The following is a 17,971-nucleotide window of genomic DNA, read 5'->3' as shown; positions in this document are numbered from 1 at the left end:
AACTCCGCCGTTGCCCAGTTGGATTACATGGCTTCGCGTAACACCTTCAGGCAGTGGCGCAGTTGAGCATCCAGCGGCGCCTCGACCCGCATCGTTTCGCCGGTATGCGGATGTTCAAAGCGCAGCGCCGCCGCATGAAGGAACAGGCGGTTCAGTCCGGTGCCCGCCAGTTGACGGTCAAATTCGCGATCGCCATACCGATCGTCGAAAGCGATAGGATGCCCGGCATGCTGTGTGTGCACGCGAATTTGATGCGTGCGCCCTGTCACCGGACTGCAGCGCACAAGCGTAGCATTGGCGTAGCGTTCTTCAACTTTAAAGCGCGTTTCGGAGGGCTTACCCTCCTGACTGACGCGCACGATACGTTCGCCGCTCTGCAAAATATTTTTCAGCAATGGCGCTTGCACCACTTTGACATGAGACTGCCATTGCCCACGCACCAGCGCGAGATAATCTTTCTGCATCCCTTTTTCACGCAGTTGCTCATGCAATGAGCGCAGCGCAGAACGTTTTTTGGCTACCAGCAACACGCCGGAAGTATCACGATCGAGGCGATGCACCAGTTCAAGAAAACGGGCTTCCGGGCGCAACGCGCGCAGCCCTTCGATAACGCCGAAGCTCAACCCGCTGCCGCCATGCACGGCCGTGCCGGAAGGCTTATTCAGCACCAGAATATAATCATCTTCATAAATAATGACGTCGCTTAACGCCGCCACTTTTTGCAAATGCGGCGACACCGCTTCTTCTTCGCGCTCGGCCACGCGCACAGGCGGAATACGCACCTCGTCGCCCGCTTCCAGCTTATATTCCGGCTTAATGCGCTTTTTATTCACACGCACTTCGCCTTTTCGCAAAATGCGATAAATCATGCTTTTTGGCACGCCTTTCAGCTGAGTGCGCAAAAAGTTATCGATACGTTGCCCGGCTTCGTCAGCCGAAACCGCAACAATTTTTACGGATGGAGTCTCTGTTTTCATGGGTGGCGATTCTAAATAGAGCACGCTGATAGCGCCACACATTTTTATGTGCTTATACTTACTGGCAAACCGATTCTCACAGCTTATGTTTTCCGCACTGGCGGTTAAAACGTCAGCAGGAAATCAGAAAGTTAAAAAACTGTGAGTAACCCGGTGATAAATGGCAAAAGTCAGCTTGCTATAACAAGCCTGCCAATGGAATAATGTTGCCGTTTTCCGTGTTGAGACTTGTTAAGACAAGGAATTTTGCGGAATTACCAGTTTTGCCTGAATGTCCATCCACGCAGCAATGGCGTAAGACGTATTGAACTTTCAGGCAGTTAGCGGGCTGCGGGTTGCAGCCTGGCCGGTAAATGGAAGCTTCTCTGGAGAGTTACTCCCAGGCTGTTCCTTTTTGATAATTGCGCTGTATTTCCAGTTGAAATACAGGCTACCGACACTCTGCGCCTCCTAAGCGTACGACAGCCGTGAGGTTGACGGCGTGAACAGTCACGAGGCCATCGGTTCACTCCCGGTCAACGTCACCATGCCCGCAGCTTTATCGTCAATGTAAGAATAACGAGTAAGTTACGATGAAAAGAATGCTAATTAACGCAACTCAGCAGGAAGAGTTGCGTGTCGCCCTTGTTGATGGGCAACGCCTGTACGACCTGGATATCGAAAGCCCAGGACACGAACAGAAAAAAGCGAACATCTACAAAGGCAAAATCACCCGCATTGAACCCAGTCTGGAAGCCGCATTTGTTGATTACGGCGCTGAAAGACACGGTTTCCTCCCGTTAAAAGAAATCGCCCGCGAATATTTCCCCGCCAACTACTCCGCCCATGGCCGCCCTAACATCAAAGATGTACTGCGTGAAGGTCAGGAAGTTATTGTTCAGATCGATAAAGAAGAGCGCGGCAACAAAGGCGCGGCGCTGACCACCTTTATCAGCCTGGCGGGAAGTTATCTGGTGCTGATGCCGAACAACCCGCGCGCGGGCGGTATTTCACGCCGGATTGAAGGCGACGATCGCACCGAGCTGAAAGAAGCGCTCTCAAGCCTTGAACTGCCTGACGGCATGGGTCTTATCGTGCGCACCGCAGGCGTCGGTAAATCCGCCGAAGCGCTGCAGTGGGATTTAAGCTTCCGCCTGAAGCACTGGGAAGCGATTCAGAAAGCCGCAGAGAGCCGCCCGGCGCCTTTCCTTATCCATCAGGAAAGCAATGTTATCGTTCGCGCTTTCCGCGACTACCTGCGCCAGGACATCGGCGAAATCCTTATCGACAACCCGAAAGTGCTTGAGCTTGCGCGCCAGCATATCGCCGCGCTGGGTCGTCCGGATTTCAGTAGCAAAATTAAGCTCTACACCGGTGAAATTCCGCTGTTCAGCCATTACCAGATTGAGTCGCAGATTGAGTCCGCCTTCCAGCGCGAAGTGCGTCTGCCTTCCGGCGGTTCGATCGTTATCGACACCACCGAAGCGCTGACCGCCATCGATATCAACTCCGCCCGCGCCACCCGCGGCGGCGATATCGAAGAGACCGCGTTTAACACCAACCTTGAAGCGGCAGATGAGATTGCGCGCCAGCTGCGCCTGCGCGACCTCGGCGGCCTTATCGTTATCGACTTTATCGATATGACCCCGGTGCGCCATCAGCGCGCGGTGGAAAATCGCCTGCGTGAAGCGGTGCGCCAGGACCGTGCGCGCATCCAGATTAGCCACATCTCGCGCTTCGGCCTGCTGGAGATGTCCCGTCAGCGCCTGAGCCCGTCGCTTGGCGAATCCAGCCATCACGTTTGCCCGCGCTGTAGCGGCACCGGCACCATTCGCGACAATGAATCACTCTCGCTCTCCATTCTGCGCCTGATTGAAGAAGAAGCGCTGAAAGAGAACACCAAAGAGGTGCATGCCATTGTGCCTGTGCCTATCGCCTCTTACCTGCTGAACGAAAAACGCGAAGCGGTAAACGCGATTGAAAAACGCCAGGGCGGCGTACGCTGCGTGATTGTGCCTAACGATCAGATGGAAACTCCGCACTACTCTGTTTTGCGCGTACGTAAAGGCGAAGAGACGCCCACCCTGAGCTATCTGCTGCCGAAGCTGCATGAAGAAGCCATGGCGTTGCCTTCTGATGAAGAGTACGCCGAGCGTAAACGTCCTGAACAGCCAGCGCTTGCTACCTTTGTGATGCCGGATGTGCCGCCGATGCCACAGGAAAGCGCCGCTGCCGAGAAACCTGTCGCGCCGGGCGTCGCCGTAGCCCAGCCGCCGGCGCAACCCGCGCAGCCTGGTTTTATGAGCCGTCTGATTGGCGCGTTTAAAAATCTGTTCGCCGGTGAGACCGCCAGCGAAACGCCTGTTCAGCCGCAAGAGCAGAAAGCGCCTGCGCAGGAGAAACCGCAGGAGCGTCGCAACAACCGCCGTCAGGGACCGCGTCGCGATCGCAACGAGCGCCCCAACCGTGAAACCCGCGCTGAAAATGGCGAAGTGCGTGAAGCGGCTCGCGAAGAGAACCGCCGCAACCGCCGTCAGGCTCAGCAACAGAATGCCGAAGCGCGTGAAGCCCGGCAGCCGGTTGTGGAAGAGACGGAGAAAGCCAAACCGCGTGAGGAGCAGCAGCCGCGTCGCGAACGTAACCGTCGCCGTGCGGAAGAGAAACGTCAGGCGCAGCAGGAAGTGAAAGCGCTGACCCGCGAAGAAGCGCCGGAGCAGGAAGCCGCCGAGCAGGAAGAGCGCGTACAGGTGATGCCGCGTCGTAAACCGCGCCAGCTTACGCAGAAGATCCGCATTGAGTCCGCCGAATCCGCAACGGTTGTTGAAGAAGAAGCGGTTGAAGCGGCACCGTCCGCCAGCACCGAAGTCGCCACCATTCCTCTGCCAGCGGTCGTTGAAAACGCAGCCGAGCAGGAAGAAGCGGGCGAAGGCCGTGCAGATAACGCCGGTATGCCGCGTCGCTCCCGTCGTTCTCCGCGCCATCTGCGCGTGAGCGGCCAGCGCCGTCGCCGTTATCGTGACGAGCGTTACCCGACGCAGTCACCAATGCCGCTGACCGTCGCCTGCGCCTCGCCAGAAATGGCCTCCGGCAAAGTCTGGATCCGCTATCCAGTCGCTCGTCCGCAGGATGAAGTGATGGAGGAGCAGTTCGAACAGGCTGCGCCGGACGTTGTTGAGACCCCGGCTGACGTCGCTGCCCCTGCCGCCGCCGCACAGCCAGCGCCGACGAGCGAGCCGGTGGTGGTTGAACCGGTTGCCGACGCGCAAGCCGAGGCGCCGCAGGAACCTGCAATTGAAACGTCTCACCCGGAAGTTATCGAAAGCCCGGTTGATGCTCAACCGCAGCTTATCGAGCCGCGGGAAGAAGCCGTTGCAGAGCGCGTGATTGAAGAAGCGCAGCCGGCAAGCGAAGCAGAACACGTTCGCGAAGCCCAGGCGGCGGAAATGGCGGAAACCGCGCCAGTCGCCGAGCCGCAGGCGGAGCCGCAAGCAGAGGTGCAGCCGCGCGAAGCGAAGCCGCAAGAGCAGGCGAAGCCGGTTGAAGCAGCGCCTGTCGCGGCGAAACCGAGCGTAGCGGTTGAACGCAACCACGCCGCTGCGCCGATGACTCGCGCTCCGGCGCCGGAATACATCCCGGAGCCGCCGCGTCATAGCGACTGGGTTCGCCCGGCCTTCGACTTCAGCGGCAAAGGCGCTGCGGGCGGCCATAGCGCCACCCATCACGCCTCTGCGCCAGCGGGTCGTCCGCAGGCAGCGGAATAAGCCGTAAACCTGAAAAAGCCGGTCACTGACCGGCTTTTTTATTGCCTTCAATCCGCCGCATGCCTGCCAGTTCCGGCATCGCTTCGCGCATCAGCGACAGAAACTTTCGCAGCCTCGCCGGGTAATAGCGGGCGTAGGGATAAACCAGATACATCGGCAGCGGCGAAACCTGCCATTCAGGCAGTAAATGCACCAGCCGGCCCTGCGCCAGATCCTCCAGTACAACCCAGGCCGACACAATCCCCGCGCCAATCCCGTTCAGCACCGTCCGGCGTACCGCATAAAGGCTGTCCGAACTCAAGCGCGGACTGATAGTAAAGGAGACGGGCTCACGGGTTTGTCCATGGGTCAGCGTCACTTCCCGCCGATAAAAAGTGCTTAGCGCAACCCACGGCAGCGAAGCAAGCTGGCTCGGGTGCGTCATGTCCGGATGGTGGTTCAGCAATTCCGGCGTGGCCACGACAATGCGCGGCACCTCAGCAAGCGGCACGGCGATGCAGGTCGGATCGATGTCTGGCCCCACATGAATGGCGCAGTCAATATTTTCACCAATAAAGTCGGGCGATTTATCATTGAGCGTCCACTCTATCGCCAGCTTCGGGTGATGGTTAAGAAAAGTAGTCAACGGCGCGATAAGCTGATCCTGGCCGAAGGCATGAGGCGCTCGCACGCGTAAAATGCCGACAGGATCGTCCTCCGCATTTTTCAGCTCATCCTCCAGCGCCGCCCAGTTGCCGATAATGCCCCTCGCATGCTGATAGCAGCGCTCGCCGTCGTCGGTCAGCTTCATAGCGTGGGTGGTACGCAGCAGCAGCCTGGCCCCCAGCAGATCCTCCAGCGTTTTCAGCCTGCGGCTCACGGTCGCCTGTGTTGTGCCAAGCTGCAAAGCCGCAGCGGAAAGCGATCCGCTCTCAATAATACGCACAAAAGTATGCATCAATTCCAGCCGATCTATACGTTCTGAAGGCACATTTTCTCTCCTGGTCATACGGCTGACGTATAACTGTTTTATCATGCCCTGCTCTACCACGCTACCCGATACGGGCCGACAATAAGCATACATACCCCATGTTAAGGAACTCATTGTGAAACCTGCACACACCGCGCCGCAAACGGCCGCCGCTTCTCTGCCCGCCGGGCTTATCCTGGTGCTGGCGTTCGCCACAGGGTTAAGCGTGGCCTCTATTTATTACGCTCAGCCGATTCTGCCGCTGATGGGCGCCGCGCTTAAGCTTGACGTTAACGGGATGGGGCTTATCCCAACGCTTACGCAACTGGGTTACGCGCTGGGCATTTTCTTCTTGCTGCCGCTTGGCGACCGCTACGACCGCCGCCATCTTATTTTGCTGAAATGCGCCTTGCTTGCCGTGTTGCTGGCGCTCTATAGCTTTTCAGCAAGCCTTACAGGGCTGCTCGGCTTAAGCTTGCTGGTCGGTATGGCCGCCACGGTGGCGCAGGATATTGTCCCCGCCGCCGCTATCCTCGCTCCTGCCGGCAAACAGGGCAAAATGGTCGGCACGGTCATGACCGGCTTGCTGCTTGGCATTCTGCTCTCCCGCTCGGTCAGCGGTCTGGTGGGCGCGGCGTTTGGCTGGCGTGTCATGTATCAGCTGGCGGCCGTTAGCATCGCCTTCATCGGCCTGCTGCTCTGGCGCGTACTGCCGCGCTTCGCCGCGCATTCTGAACTTGGCTATCCGGCACTGATGAAATCGCTGGTAACACTGTGGCGCCGCTACCCGGCGCTGCGTCAGGCGGCGTTTGCCCAGGGCTTTCTGTCGATTGGTTTTAGCGCGTTCTGGTCAATGCTGGCGGTCATGCTGCATAACAGTTACCACGTCGGCAGCGCCGCTGCGGGCGCCTTTGGTCTGGCGGGCGCGGCGGGCGCGCTGGCGGCTCCGCTCTCCGGCACGCTTTCAGACCGCTTCGGTCCGCAAAGAGTCACGCAGCTTGGCGCCGCGCTGGTAAGCCTCTCTTTCGCCCTGATGTTTACACTGCCGTTCTTTGGCCCTGGCATGCAGCTCGCCATTATTGCGATTGCCGCCATCGGTTTTGATTTAGGATTGCAGTCAACGCTGGTCGCGCACCAGACGCTGGTTTATAGCCTGGAGCCCGCCGCACGCGGTCGCCTTAACGCCCTGCTCTTTACGGTGGTGTTTATCGGTATGGCGCTGGGTTCAATACTTGGCAGTAAAGCCTATACGCTTGCAGGCTGGCCTGCGGTGGTCGCGCTCGCCACGGTGGTAAGCCTGATAAGCCTTGCGATTCGCCTTGCGGGAAAACGCACGCCGCTTAGCGCTGCGGCCACGCGCTGAAGATAAAAAAAGGCCCGCTCCGGGGTGCGGAAGCGGGCATATAAAGCATGCCCAGTTTCATGACATGCTCCAAACTTTTATTTTTATTTATTCAACTGGAACAGCGACATGCCCTGCATGTCGCTGAACGTTTTATAGGAAGCCTGAAGCGCCGCCTGCTGCATGGTGTACGAAGAGATAACCGCGTTATAGTCAACGTTTACCAGATCGCTCATTTGTTGAGTCAGCGTCAGTGTTCGGTCATCGCCTGAAGCATCAAGCGCCGTCAGTTCAGTAAGTTGCGTTCCCAGTTCAGCGCGCACAGTCAACACATTATTGTAGGAATTTCGCATTCCGCGGTTAGCGCTATCAATTGCCGCTGTGAAGGCTTCACGCGCCGTATCGTCACCATCTTCAATAGGTGTTTTGAGCGCAGCAATTGCTTTATCAAGCGTTGCAAACATATCGCTCTGTACAGAACCATCTGGCTCTTTTACTGCGTTGCTGGTCACGGTTTGAAATACTTGCTTCCCGGTATGGCCGATGATCATGCTCCGCGCTGTATCGACAGTTTGCGTGATTGCCTCTTCCCCACCAGCATAAGTCACACCGCTTGCACCCTCGACAAAAGGCGCTGATTCGGTTTTATAGCCTGCAAAAATATAGCGACCATTGCCATCCGTACTGTTTGCCAGATTTAGCAGTTGATCCCGCAACCCTTGCAGGTCAGTCGCCAGTGAAGCGCGGTCGTCATTGCTTAGCGTACCGTTACCTGCATTAACCAGCTTTTCCTGTACGCCCTGAACTGCTGTAGTTACCTGCCCCAGAATATTCTCTTCTAACGAGACTTTCTGTGTAGCGAAAGTACGCGAAAGCTCATACTGACTGTTTTGCGCCTGCGCCTGTGAGACAACTACCGCCTGAGATGCGGCGATAGGATCGTCGGAAGGCCTGTTCACACGCTTGCCTGTGGACATCTGCTCGCCATAGCCAAGCCATGCGCTTTGGCTATCGGTAATGCCGCGCATGTTTTGCTGATACATCATCTGGGTGCTGATACGCATCGCGTTATACTCCGTTAGCGAATCGACAGCAGAGCGTCGAACAGGGTGGAAGCGGTTTGTAACACTTGCGCATTAGCCAGGTAGTATTGCTGGAAACGCTGCAGGTTACCGTATTCTTCATCGAGGTTAACCCCCGAAATAGATTGCTGCTGGTTGCTAAGCTGCGTGACGACATTGCTTTGCGTTGTGCTGGTGATTTTCAGTGTGTTGGTCTTGTTTCCCACGTCACTGACCAGTGCGGCATAGGCGTCGTTAAACGTTTTATTGCCACCCACCGCTTTGCTGCTTTGCAGATTGAGTAATGCCTGGCCGTTACGATTATCGCTTTCGCCCGTGCCCGCCTCGCCTGCAAGAGCAATTTTTGACTCATCTTTAATAGCGACGCTCATATTCACAATGGCGTTAACAACCGGTTTCACCGTAAAGGTATCATTCGTCGCCGCGCTGCCGCTGATATCAACCTTCAGGCCATCAAACTCAAGGCCCGTAAAAGGACCGCCAGCCGGCGTCTGGGTTGCGGTTACGGTGGTATTGTCGGACAGACGCGTTACCTGCCAGTCGTTACCATCAAATACAACCTTGTAGTCGGTCGCCTGAACCTGGGAGCCGTCAGTGATGGAAGCCGTCAGCGTAGCGCCTGGCGTCTTGCTGTTTTTACTGTTGCTCAGTACCGCAGGGCTACCAATTTCAAAGAAATCACCGCCATCTGCACCGCTGGGATCAACACCTTTCTTATGCTGATTGTTAAACGCATCAGCAAAAGAGAGCGCCAGTTGGTTGAGAGAGTTACGCGTCTGATCGAGATCCTGAGAACGGAATGTCAGCATGCCGCCCAGCGTACCTGTGGTAAGTAATTTCTCTGGAATCTCAATGTTGCCTGCGGTTTTGTCGACATAAGCAACCGTAACGCGAGACGGATCGTTGCTGGAAGAGACGGCGGCAAGTTGATTCGCAGTGCTGCCCTGCACCAGTGAGTAGCCGTTACCGATAGAAATGTTATAAGTGCCGCTATCCTGCACGCTAACTTCTACGCCCACGACTTTATTGAGTTCGCTAACCAGTTGATCGCGCTGGTCAAGTAAAGCATTTGGCGAAGCGCCTGCTCCCGCTGCGGTCAGCTTAGAAATCTGATCGTTCAGATTCGCTATCTGTTTAGCGTAGCTATTCACCTGACTTACACTTGAGGAAACGGCTGTATTAACCTGGCTATTCTGATCGCGCAGATATTGATCTGCCACTTTAAACTGGTTAACGAGGCCTTCCGCTTTACCCAGCAAAGTTTGACGTGCAGCCGGGTCCTCAGCGTTGCTTACCAGCGTTTGTAAGCTGGTGAAAAAGCCCTGCAAAGAGGTTGAAACCGTATTGGTGCTGCCAGAGAACATATTGTCAATTTTTGACATCTGCTCATAACGTGACGTTAATCCGCTTCCCTGGTTTTCAGCACTGCGCAACTGATTAGTAATAAACGCATCGTACTCACGCTGAACACCGGAGACATAAACGCCATTGCCAGTATATCCCCCTGCACCCAGCGTACTGTTGGCCGACGCTAAAATGGTGTTCTGACGGGTGTATCCCGCCACGTTATAGCTGGAAATGTTGTTGCTGACAGTATTCAGCGCAGCCTGGGCTGCGCCAAGGCCACTCATGGCGCTATTAATTAAGCTACTGGACATGGGGGTTCCTTATGAACATTCTGACTCAGGGTCCTGTCGAGAAGTATCGGCAGCCTGCGACATAACTTGAGCGTTTTCAGAAAAGCGTCGACAAATCGTTGTTGTAAGCTTTGCTCACTTTCTCGGACATCGATTTAAGCTGCTGAATCATCGACGTCAGCTTGCGCGCGTAGTTCGGATCGGTCGCGTAGCCGGCGTTCTGCAACGCCTGCGCGCCCTGCTCCGCCGTCGCGGCATTGGTCACCGCTTCGTAGCGCGGGTTGCGGGTCAGCAGCCCGACATAATCGGAAAGCGCTTCGAGATAAGAGCTGTAAACGCGAAACTTCGCTTTGACCTTTTTCGCTTCGCCGTTTTCATACTCGGTGGTTGTAATTTCCGTCACCGGCCCTTTCCAGCTCGACGTGGCTTTCACGCCAAAAAGGTTAAAGCTTGGCTCGCCGCTTTCGGTGCGAATTTGACGCTGGCCCCAGCCCGACTCCAGCGCCGCCTGGGCGAGGATAAGGTGATGGGGAATGCCGCTTTTCTCGGCGGCGAGACGCGCAGGCAGCGCGAGCTGGGCGAGGAAGTCTTTGCTGTCGCCGGAGAGCGGCTCGTCATTAGATGGCGCTTTCGGCACGGCGCTGCGCACGATTTGCGTCAGCGTCTGGTTGCGGTACGTATTTACGGTGTCGATATCAAACTTCATCGGCGCCGTCTGCACAGAGGCCTCGTCCGGCGCGCTTGCCTGCTGCTCGCCGCCCATCTGTTTCACCATCATGTCCGCAAGCCCAAGTCCTTTGCCTGACGTCATCTGTTGAGCAATCTGTTGGTCATACAGGCTGGTATAAAGCCGCGTCTGGTCGCTGCTGAACAACCCATCTTTCGGCAGTGCTTCACGCATGCTTTTTAGCATCATCTGCACGAACATCCCTTCCATCTGGCGGGCCACATCTTTGATATTGGCTTTTGGATCCTGGCCCGCTTTGGCTTTTAGTTCGTTTAATGACTGCGCGTCCCAGGCCGCGCTGGTCATCAGTCGGGTGTCGTTCAGCATGAGACTGTCCTTTAAAAGTTAACCCGCTCTCGCGCTTTTACTGCCGCTCAGGCGGGAAGAACATAAAACTGCGGCCTTCACCCCAGAGGCGAAGGCCGTTATATCGCTTAGATGATTTCCAGTTTGGCGCGCAGACAGCCAGCGCTTTGCATCGACTGGAGAATCGACATCAGGTCGATAGGCGTCGCGCCCAGCGCATTAAGCGCCCGTACAACATTGTTGAGGCTCGCGCTCTCGCGCACCGTCTGCAGCGACCCGCCGCTCTGGCGCATATCGATTTGCGTCTGCGGCGTCACGACGGTCTGCCCGCCGCCAAACGGCGTATCCGGCTGGCTGACGTTCGCCTGACGGTTAACCGTGACGGAAAGATTGCCCTGCGCTACGGCGCAGGAATCGAGCATCACTTCGCGATTCATCACCACCGAGCCGGTGCGGGAGTTGATAATGACTTTCGCATCCTGCACCGCCACGTTCACTTCCAGGTTCTGGATATCCGCCAGCATGCGGACCTGCGAGCTGCCGCCCGTCGGCACGCGAACCTGCACGGTACGGGCATCCAGCGCAGTGGCGCTGCCGTAGCCGCGGGCGCGGTTGATGGTGTCGGAGATCTGCTGCGCCAGGGTGAAGTCTTCATTATTAAGCTGCAGGTTAATGGTGTTGCCATTACCGAACTGACTTGGCAGCTCGCGCTCAATGATAGCGCCGTTGGTGATGCGCCCGCCGTTGACCTGGTTGACCTGCACGCTGCTGCCGCCTGCGGAGGCGCTCGCGCCGCCGATCAGAATGTTGCCCTGCGCCAGCGCATAAACCTGGTTATCAACCCCTTTTAACGGGGTCATCAGCAGCGTACCGCCGCGCAGGCTTTTGGCGTTGCCCATCGAGGAAACCACCACATCGATGGTCTGCCCCTGGCGCGCAAAAGCCGGGAAGCTTGCGGTGACCATTACCGCCGCCACGTTTTTCAACTGCATGTTGGTGCCCGCCGGCACGGTGATGCCGAGCTGGGAGAGCATGTTGTTTAAGCTCTGGGTGGTGAACGGCGTCTGGGTCGTCTGGTCGCCCGTCCCGTCAAGGCCGACTACAAGGCCGTAGCCAATCAGGGAGTTTTCACGCACGCCCTGCACGCTTGTCAGGTCACGAATGCGGTCTGCCTGCGCAAGCGTCGCGACCAGCAGAAGCATGACCCCGAATAGGGATTTAACCATGTGTCACCTCGTTACATCGGCGATAAGTTGAGGAAGAAGCGCTGCAGCCAGCCCATATTCTGCGCTTCGTTGATATAGCCGTTGCCGACATATTCGATTCTTGCGTCCGCCACCTGCGTGGACGGTACGGTGTTGTTGCCGCTAATGGTGCGGGGGTTGACCACACCGGAGAAGCGGATAAATTCTGTGCCCTGGTTGATGGCTATCTGTTTCTCGCCCACCACGTGCAGGTTGCCGTTGGCCAGCACCTGATCGACCGTGACCGTCAGCGTGCCGCTGAAGGTGTTGCTGGCGTTGGCGCCGCCTTTGCCGTTAAAAGCGTTAGAGCCTGAGGAGTCGACGTCGGCGCGCGCATTGCCGAACAGGCCTTGCAGGTAGCGCGGAACGGTATCTAAACCAAAGCTGGTTTTGCCGTCGCGGCTGGCATTCGCCGACGAGCTTTTGCTGGCGCTGACGTTTTCCTGCAACTGGATAGTCAGCGTGTCGCCGATATTGCGCGGACGACGGTCTTCAAACAGCGGCTGGTAGCCGTAGTTAATCGGCTGAACGGACTGGAAAATCGACCCGTTAACCACCGGCGCGGGCGCGGGCGCGGGCTGCGCGGTGGTAGCCCCCTGAACCAACGGGGTGGAAGGCACCCAGGCGCAGCCTGAAAGGGTCAGCGCGAGCGCAATCGCGTAAGGATAAAGTGGCGCACCGGTTTTTTGCATGGCATTCATCTTGAGTTCGGGTATCCGGCGCGGCTTACGCCGCGCCGAAGGGACCTTAGAGTTGCGTCAGTTTTTGCAGCATCTGGTCGGTCGTGGAGACCGCTTTACTGTTGATCTCGTAAGCGCGCTGCACCTGGATCATGTTTACCAGCTCTTCCGCCACGTTCACGTTAGAGGTTTCAACATAACCCTGATACAGCAGACCGGCGCCGTTAAGGCCCGGGGTGCTCTCGTTCGGCGCGCCGGAAGCCTGAGTTTCGGTATAAAGGTTTTCACCGATACTCTCGAGACCGCTGTCGTTCATAAAAGTGGTCAGGTTGAGCTGGCCTACCTGCACCGGGTTGGCCTGGCCCTGCTGAGTGGCGCTCACCACGCCATCACGACCAATGGTAATGCTCAGCGTATTCGCCGGAATGGTAATGGCAGGCTGAACCTGGAACCCCCCCGCCGTCACCAGCTGGCCGTTCTGGTCAACCTGGAAAGAACCATCGCGGGTGTAAGCCGACGTTCCGTCCGGTAACAGCACCTGGAAAAAGCCCTGGCCTTTAATTGCAACATCTTTGCTGTTGTTAGTCTGGGAAAGGTTGCCCTGGCTGTGCAGACGCTCGGTAGCCACCGGGCGTACGCCGGTGCCTATCTGCAGGCCGGAAGGCAGCGTAGTCTGCTCGGAAGACTGCGCGCCGGGCTGGCGAATCGTCTGGTAGAGCAAATCTTCAAAAACCGCGCGCTGGCGCTTAAAACCATTGGTGCTGACGTTCGCCAGGTTGTTGGCGATAACGTCCATATTGGTTTGCTGGGCGTCCAGACCGGTTTTGGCGATCCATAATGAACTGATCATAGTGGCGTCCTGTTTCTTAACTGTTTGACAGCAGCTGGTTAGCGCGCTGTTCGTTATCATTGACGCTGGAGATGACTTTCATCTGCATCTCGAAGCGGCGGGCGTTGGCTATCATGTCGGTCATCGCTTCAACCGGCTTGACGTTGCTGCCTTCCAGCACGCCTGGCATCACGCGTACCGTAGCGTCGGCCTGCAGCGCCGCGCCGCGCTGGGCCTGCGCCTGCGGGCTGACGCGAAACAGGCCGTCATCGCCGCGCACCACGTCACGCGCTTCGGCTTTCACCAGCTTCAGGCGGCCGACGGGCGCCACGGTATTCGCCGGATCGCCGGGGTTAAGCGCGGAAATCGTGCCGTCCGCCGCGATAGTGATTTGCGAGCCTTCCGGCACGGCAATCGGACCGCCCTCGCCCATGACCGGGTTGCCCTGAATGGTCAACTGCCCCGTCGGCCCAACCTGGATGTTGCCATTGCGGGTATAGGCTTCGCTGCCGTCAGCGGCCTGCACGGCAAGCCAGCCATCCTGCTGCACCGCCACGTCCAGCGGACGCGAGGTATAGTTGAATTCGCCCTGGCTCATATTCGCGCCGGGCGTCGAGGCCGTCACAAGCGTTCGGGTATTGAGCGAAAGCCCTTCCACCGGCACGGCGCGCAGCGCGTTAAGCTGAGCGCGAAAGCCTGGCGTAGAGGCGTTGGCGAGGTTGCTCGCCGTTACCGCCTGTTGGTTCAGCGTCTGGCTTGCCGCGCCCATCGCGGTATAGATTGCGTGATCCATTAAGCCCTTCCTTCACTCACTTAGCGCAGGTTAACCAGCGTGTTGAGGATCTGATCCTGCGTTTTGATTGTCTGCGCGTTGGACTGGTAGTTACGCTGCGCAACGATCATATTGACCAGTTCTTTACTCAGATCGACGTTGGAAGCTTCCAGCGCGCCGTTGGTCAGAGAGCCGAAGTTGCCGGTGCCCGCCGTGCCGAGCAGCGCCACGCCAGAGGCGTTGGAAGAAGCCCAGACGTTATCGCCCTGCGAGGACAGCCCTTCCGGGTTCGCGAAGTTCGCCAGCACGATCTGACCCAGCAGCTGCTGCTGTTCGTTAGAGTAAGTGCCGACGAGGGTGCCGTCGTCGTTAATCTGGTAGCTCACCAGGTCGCCCGGCTTATAGCCGTTCTGGGTGGTGGAAACGATGCTGCTGGTGCCGGTGTTCTGCTGCATGGAACCAAAGAAGTTCAGCGCGAAAGTCGCAGGCGTCGCACCGTTGATGGGGCCAGTGGTGACGTTGAAAGACGGCGGATTGGTGACGGTGCCTGCGGCGGCGTCAGCGGCAGTCGCGGCAAGACCGGTCAGGGTGCCGTTCTCATCAAACTTCATGTAGGTGTTTGCCGGCGTGTTGGCAACCCACGGGGTGTTAACGCTGGAGTCCTGCGTGTAAACGGCCCAGGTGTTGGCGTCAGTTTTCACGTAGAAGACGTTCATGTCATGCGCGTTACCCTGGCTGTCGAATACGGTAACGGAACCTTTTTTGTTATAGGTATCCGAATCAGTCGGATCGAACGGGGTTTTGGTCGGCAGTTTGTCGGTGGAGTTCAGGTTAACGACCATTTCCGCCGTGGTGGTGGTTTTCGCCGCCATCAGGGTGTTCGGAACGGTCAGTCCTACCGGGTTTGCGCCCTGCTGAATGGTCGGCGGCGTGCCGGTTGCCGGGTAGCCGGTTAACTGCAGGCCCTGCATGTTCACCAGGTTACGGTTTTCGTCCATCTTGAACTGGCCGTTACGGCTGTAATAGACCGAACCGTTGCTGTCTACCAGACGGAAGAAGCCGTTCTGGCTGATAGCCACGTCCAGGGCGCGACCGGTATTGGTGGTCGTACCGTCGCTGAAATCCTGGGTAATGCCCGCCACTTTCACGCCGAGACCCGCTTTTGAGCCTGCGAACATGTCGGCGAAGGAGACAGAACCCGATTTAAAACCGTAGGTCGCGGAGTTGGCAATGTTGTTGCCAATTACGTCCAGGTTGGTGGCCGCGGCATTCAGGCCGCTGACCGCTTGAGAAAACGCCATGTCTTACTCCTGATAATGGTTGAATCAGATGATTTGTCTGACTTCGTCGAGGGTGGTGGTGCCGTAAGTACCTAAATCCAGCAGGCTGCCGTTGGCGCTCTTCGTTACGCCGTTGACCAGCGCAAAGTTGAGCGGCTGGGCGACCAGCTGCGTGCCGTTGCTGCTGGCGGAAATGGAGACGTTATAAGCGTTATCCGGCGCGGTAGTGCCGTCGTTTAGCTTGCCGTCCCAGCTAAAGGTATGGACGCCCGCGCTCAGCCCGCCGAGTTCAATCGTGCGTACGACTACGCCGCTCTTATCCGTAATGGTGGCGGTCACTTTATCGGCAGCCTGCGCCAGCTCTACGCCAAACGGCGTAGTGGTTTGGTTACCGGCAAGAATGGTAGTGCCCGGAACCATGACGCCATGGCCGATAAGGGTGCTCGCCTGCAGCGACTGGTTGTTGTTAAGCTGACCGGAAACGGCGCCGAGCGTGGTGTTGAGTTTTTCAATACCGCTCACGGTGCTGATTTGCGCAAGCTGAGTGGTCAGCTCGTTGTTCTGCAGCGGGTTGGTCGGGTCCTGGTTTTTCAACTGGGCGACCAGCAGCGTCAGGAAGCTGCTCTGCAGGTCCGAGGCGCTGCTGCCGGAGAGACCGTTGGCGCTGCTGGTGCTGGTGCCGGTCGCGCTGCTGACGCCGCTGTTAGTCGGGTCGTTAACGTTTACGGAAATCGACATGCCCTTCTCCTTTATTGACCGAGGGTGAGCGTTTTGAGCATCAGGGATTTCGTGGCGTTAAGCACTTCCACGTTAGCCTGATAGCTGCGGGAGGCGGACATGGTGTTCACCATCTCGCCAACCACATCCACATTGGGCATGCGCACGTAACCCTTGGCGTCCGCCAGCGGATTGCCTGGCTCATAGACCAGTTTGTCCGGCGCCTGGCTTTCCAGGACATTAGTCACCTTCACGCCGCCTGTCGGCGAGCCTGGCTGGGCATCAACCTGAAACACGACCTGTTTCGCGCGATACGGTTGACCATCCGGTCCGGTAACGCTGTCGGCGTTTGCCAGGTTACTGGCCGCCACGTTCAGACGCTTGGACTGCGCGGTCATCGCAGAGCCGGCGATATCAAAAATATTCAGCAAAGCCATCCGTTATCCTCCCGATTGCAGCACTGACATCATGCTTTTGATTTGACCGCCCAGCACCTGCAGGTCGGACTGGTATTTCAGGCTGTTGTCCGCAAACTGCGTGCGCTCGCGGTCCATATCCACGGTGTTGCCGTCCATTGCGGGCTGATCGGGGATACGGTAGAGCAAATCAACATTCGGCGCGGTATTCGTCTGGGCAGGGATATGACGGGCGGAGGTCATCGACAGTGCAATGGAACTTCCTTCCGTGCGGCCCCGCTCCATCACTTTTTTGAGTTCACTGGCGAAATCAATATCCCGCGCCTGATAACCTGGGGTGTCGGCGTTGGCGATATTGGAGGCCAGAATCTCCTGACGCTGGGCGCGCAAATTAAGCGCTTCTTGCTGAAAGCGCAGCGCGGCGTCGAGTTTGTCGAGCATGATTCCTCCGCATAGCATGGTGATGATGCACAGCTTACTGGGTGAGCGCCCTCCCTTATCGTTGGAATAAGCGCAAAATGCGTCGCTATTTGTTGCCTTGAAGGAAAACGAGTGCGGGTAAAATCATCGCCATTCCGCTAACGGAGACGCGCCATGAAACGCCTGAAACTCTGCTGCGCAGCGCTAATGTTGCTAAGCTCGCCCCTGTTCGCCGGGACGCTTGAAGCCCAGCTGATTCCCTTTTTCGCCGCAAGGCTTGCCGGGATAAGCGATGACGTCAGCGTAACGGTTAAAACCCCGGCCAATTTATGGCCTGCCTGCGAGCAGCCGCAGTTCAGCCTGCCGGGCAACGCGCGGCTGTGGGGAAACCTGAGCGTGCAGGCGCGCTGCGGCGGCGATAAACGGTATTTGCAGGTGTTGGTTCAGGCGACAGGCGAGTATGTAGTGGCGGCGCAGCCGGTGGCGCGCGGCAGTCGGCTCGACAGCACGTCAGTGCGTTTAATGCGCGGTCGCCTTGATCAACTCCCTCCCCGGGCGATGCTGGAGTTGAATCAGGCGCAGGATGCGGTTACGCTTCGCGACCTCGCGCCAGGACAACCGGTATTGCTTTCCATGGTGCGCCAGGCATGGCGAATCAAAGCGGGCCAGCGTGTGCAGGTTATCGCGCAAGGCGAAGGCTTTAGCATTAACAGTGAAGGTCAGGCGTTAAACAATGCGGCGGTTGCCCAGAATGCCCGGGTGCGTATGGCTTCGGGCCAGGTGGTGAGCGGTACGGTCGGCTCTGATGGGAATATTCTGATTAGTCTATAATCTTCATAAAGATTCGCTGTCC

The 17,971-nt window shown here is 57.5% G+C and carries 16 protein-coding genes; 3 read left to right on the top strand and 13 right to left on the bottom strand.

What is annotated here, in order from left to right:
- Window positions 1-23 precede the first annotated feature (23 nt).
- Window positions 24-977 (bottom strand): 23S rRNA pseudouridine(955/2504/2580) synthase RluC, encoded by a 954-nt coding sequence (gene rluC / locus MT962_RS04280; RefSeq protein ID WP_034882058.1) that lies wholly within the window; start codon window positions 975-977, stop codon window positions 24-26.
- 572 nt (window positions 978-1,549) lie between these two features.
- Here rluC and rne point away from each other — a divergent pair.
- Entirely contained in the window at window positions 1,550-4,717 is a 3,168-nt protein-coding gene (gene rne, locus MT962_RS04275; protein ID WP_247364689.1) for a ribonuclease E, read from the top strand.
- A gap of 22 nt (window positions 4,718-4,739) precedes the next feature.
- Here rne and MT962_RS04270 read toward each other — a convergent pair whose 3' ends face one another.
- On the bottom strand, window positions 4,740-5,687 hold the full coding sequence (locus MT962_RS04270; RefSeq protein WP_247364686.1) for a LysR family transcriptional regulator: 948 nt from the start codon (window positions 5,685-5,687) through the stop codon (window positions 4,740-4,742).
- Between the two features lie 115 nt (window positions 5,688-5,802).
- Between MT962_RS04270 and MT962_RS04265 the strand changes: the two genes are divergently transcribed.
- Entirely contained in the window at window positions 5,803-7,029 is a 1,227-nt protein-coding gene (locus MT962_RS04265) for an MFS transporter (RefSeq protein WP_048888316.1), read from the top strand.
- Window positions 7,030-7,112: 83 nt separating this feature from the next.
- Here MT962_RS04265 and flgL read toward each other — a convergent pair whose 3' ends face one another.
- The 11 genes from flgL to flgB form a co-directional block, all read right to left on the bottom strand.
- Entirely contained in the window at window positions 7,113-8,072 is a 960-nt protein-coding gene (flgL, locus tag MT962_RS04260; protein WP_024556696.1) for a flagellar hook-associated protein FlgL, read from the bottom strand.
- 14 nt (window positions 8,073-8,086) lie between these two features.
- On the bottom strand, window positions 8,087-9,748 hold the full coding sequence (gene flgK / locus MT962_RS04255; RefSeq protein ID WP_024556695.1) for a flagellar hook-associated protein FlgK: 1,662 nt from the start codon (window positions 9,746-9,748) through the stop codon (window positions 8,087-8,089).
- Between the two features lie 76 nt (window positions 9,749-9,824).
- On the bottom strand, window positions 9,825-10,781 hold the full coding sequence (gene flgJ / locus MT962_RS04250) for a flagellar assembly peptidoglycan hydrolase FlgJ (RefSeq protein ID WP_024556694.1): 957 nt from the start codon (window positions 10,779-10,781) through the stop codon (window positions 9,825-9,827).
- A gap of 107 nt (window positions 10,782-10,888) precedes the next feature.
- Window positions 10,889-11,986 carry a flagellar basal body P-ring protein FlgI gene (locus MT962_RS04245; protein WP_024556693.1) on the bottom strand — a complete coding sequence of 366 codons (1,098 nt, stop codon included), beginning with the start codon at window positions 11,984-11,986 and terminating at the stop codon, window positions 10,889-10,891.
- An 11-nt stretch (window positions 11,987-11,997) separates the two neighbouring features.
- Complete coding sequence (gene flgH / locus MT962_RS04240; protein ID WP_024556692.1) at window positions 11,998-12,696, bottom strand: flagellar basal body L-ring protein FlgH; 699 nt, start codon at window positions 12,694-12,696, stop codon at window positions 11,998-12,000.
- Window positions 12,697-12,751: 55 nt separating this feature from the next.
- Window positions 12,752-13,534, bottom strand: coding sequence for a flagellar basal-body rod protein FlgG (gene flgG, locus MT962_RS04235; protein ID WP_024556691.1), 783 nt, complete (start codon window positions 13,532-13,534; stop codon window positions 12,752-12,754).
- 16 nt (window positions 13,535-13,550) lie between these two features.
- Window positions 13,551-14,306, bottom strand: coding sequence for a flagellar basal body rod protein FlgF (locus MT962_RS04230; protein WP_024556690.1), 756 nt, complete (start codon window positions 14,304-14,306; stop codon window positions 13,551-13,553).
- A gap of 20 nt (window positions 14,307-14,326) precedes the next feature.
- Window positions 14,327-15,586: a flagellar hook protein FlgE gene (flgE, locus tag MT962_RS04225; protein WP_247364684.1), complete on the bottom strand. Its 1,260-nt coding sequence runs from the start codon at window positions 15,584-15,586 to the stop codon at window positions 14,327-14,329.
- Window positions 15,587-15,610: 24 nt separating this feature from the next.
- Window positions 15,611-16,303 carry a flagellar hook assembly protein FlgD gene (flgD, locus tag MT962_RS04220; RefSeq protein ID WP_024556688.1) on the bottom strand — a complete coding sequence of 231 codons (693 nt, stop codon included), beginning with the start codon at window positions 16,301-16,303 and terminating at the stop codon, window positions 15,611-15,613.
- An 11-nt stretch (window positions 16,304-16,314) separates the two neighbouring features.
- Entirely contained in the window at window positions 16,315-16,719 is a 405-nt protein-coding gene (gene flgC / locus MT962_RS04215; RefSeq protein WP_024556687.1) for a flagellar basal body rod protein FlgC, read from the bottom strand.
- A gap of 3 nt (window positions 16,720-16,722) precedes the next feature.
- Window positions 16,723-17,139, bottom strand: a complete 417-nt coding sequence (flgB, locus tag MT962_RS04210; RefSeq protein ID WP_024556686.1) for a flagellar basal body rod protein FlgB — start codon at window positions 17,137-17,139, stop codon at window positions 16,723-16,725.
- A gap of 153 nt (window positions 17,140-17,292) precedes the next feature.
- Between flgB and flgA the strand changes: the two genes are divergently transcribed.
- A complete protein-coding gene (gene flgA, locus MT962_RS04205) occupies window positions 17,293-17,949 on the top strand; it encodes a flagellar basal body P-ring formation chaperone FlgA (protein WP_024556685.1) in 657 nt (218 codons plus the stop codon).
- The last annotated feature ends 22 nt before the right edge of the window (window positions 17,950-17,971 follow it).

The organism is Franconibacter sp. IITDAS19, assembly GCF_023079515.1.
Classification (GTDB): domain Bacteria; phylum Pseudomonadota; class Gammaproteobacteria; order Enterobacterales; family Enterobacteriaceae; genus Franconibacter; species Franconibacter pulveris.
Note: the sequence above shows the minus strand (reverse complement) of the source record. Positions and strands in the feature narration are given on the sequence as shown.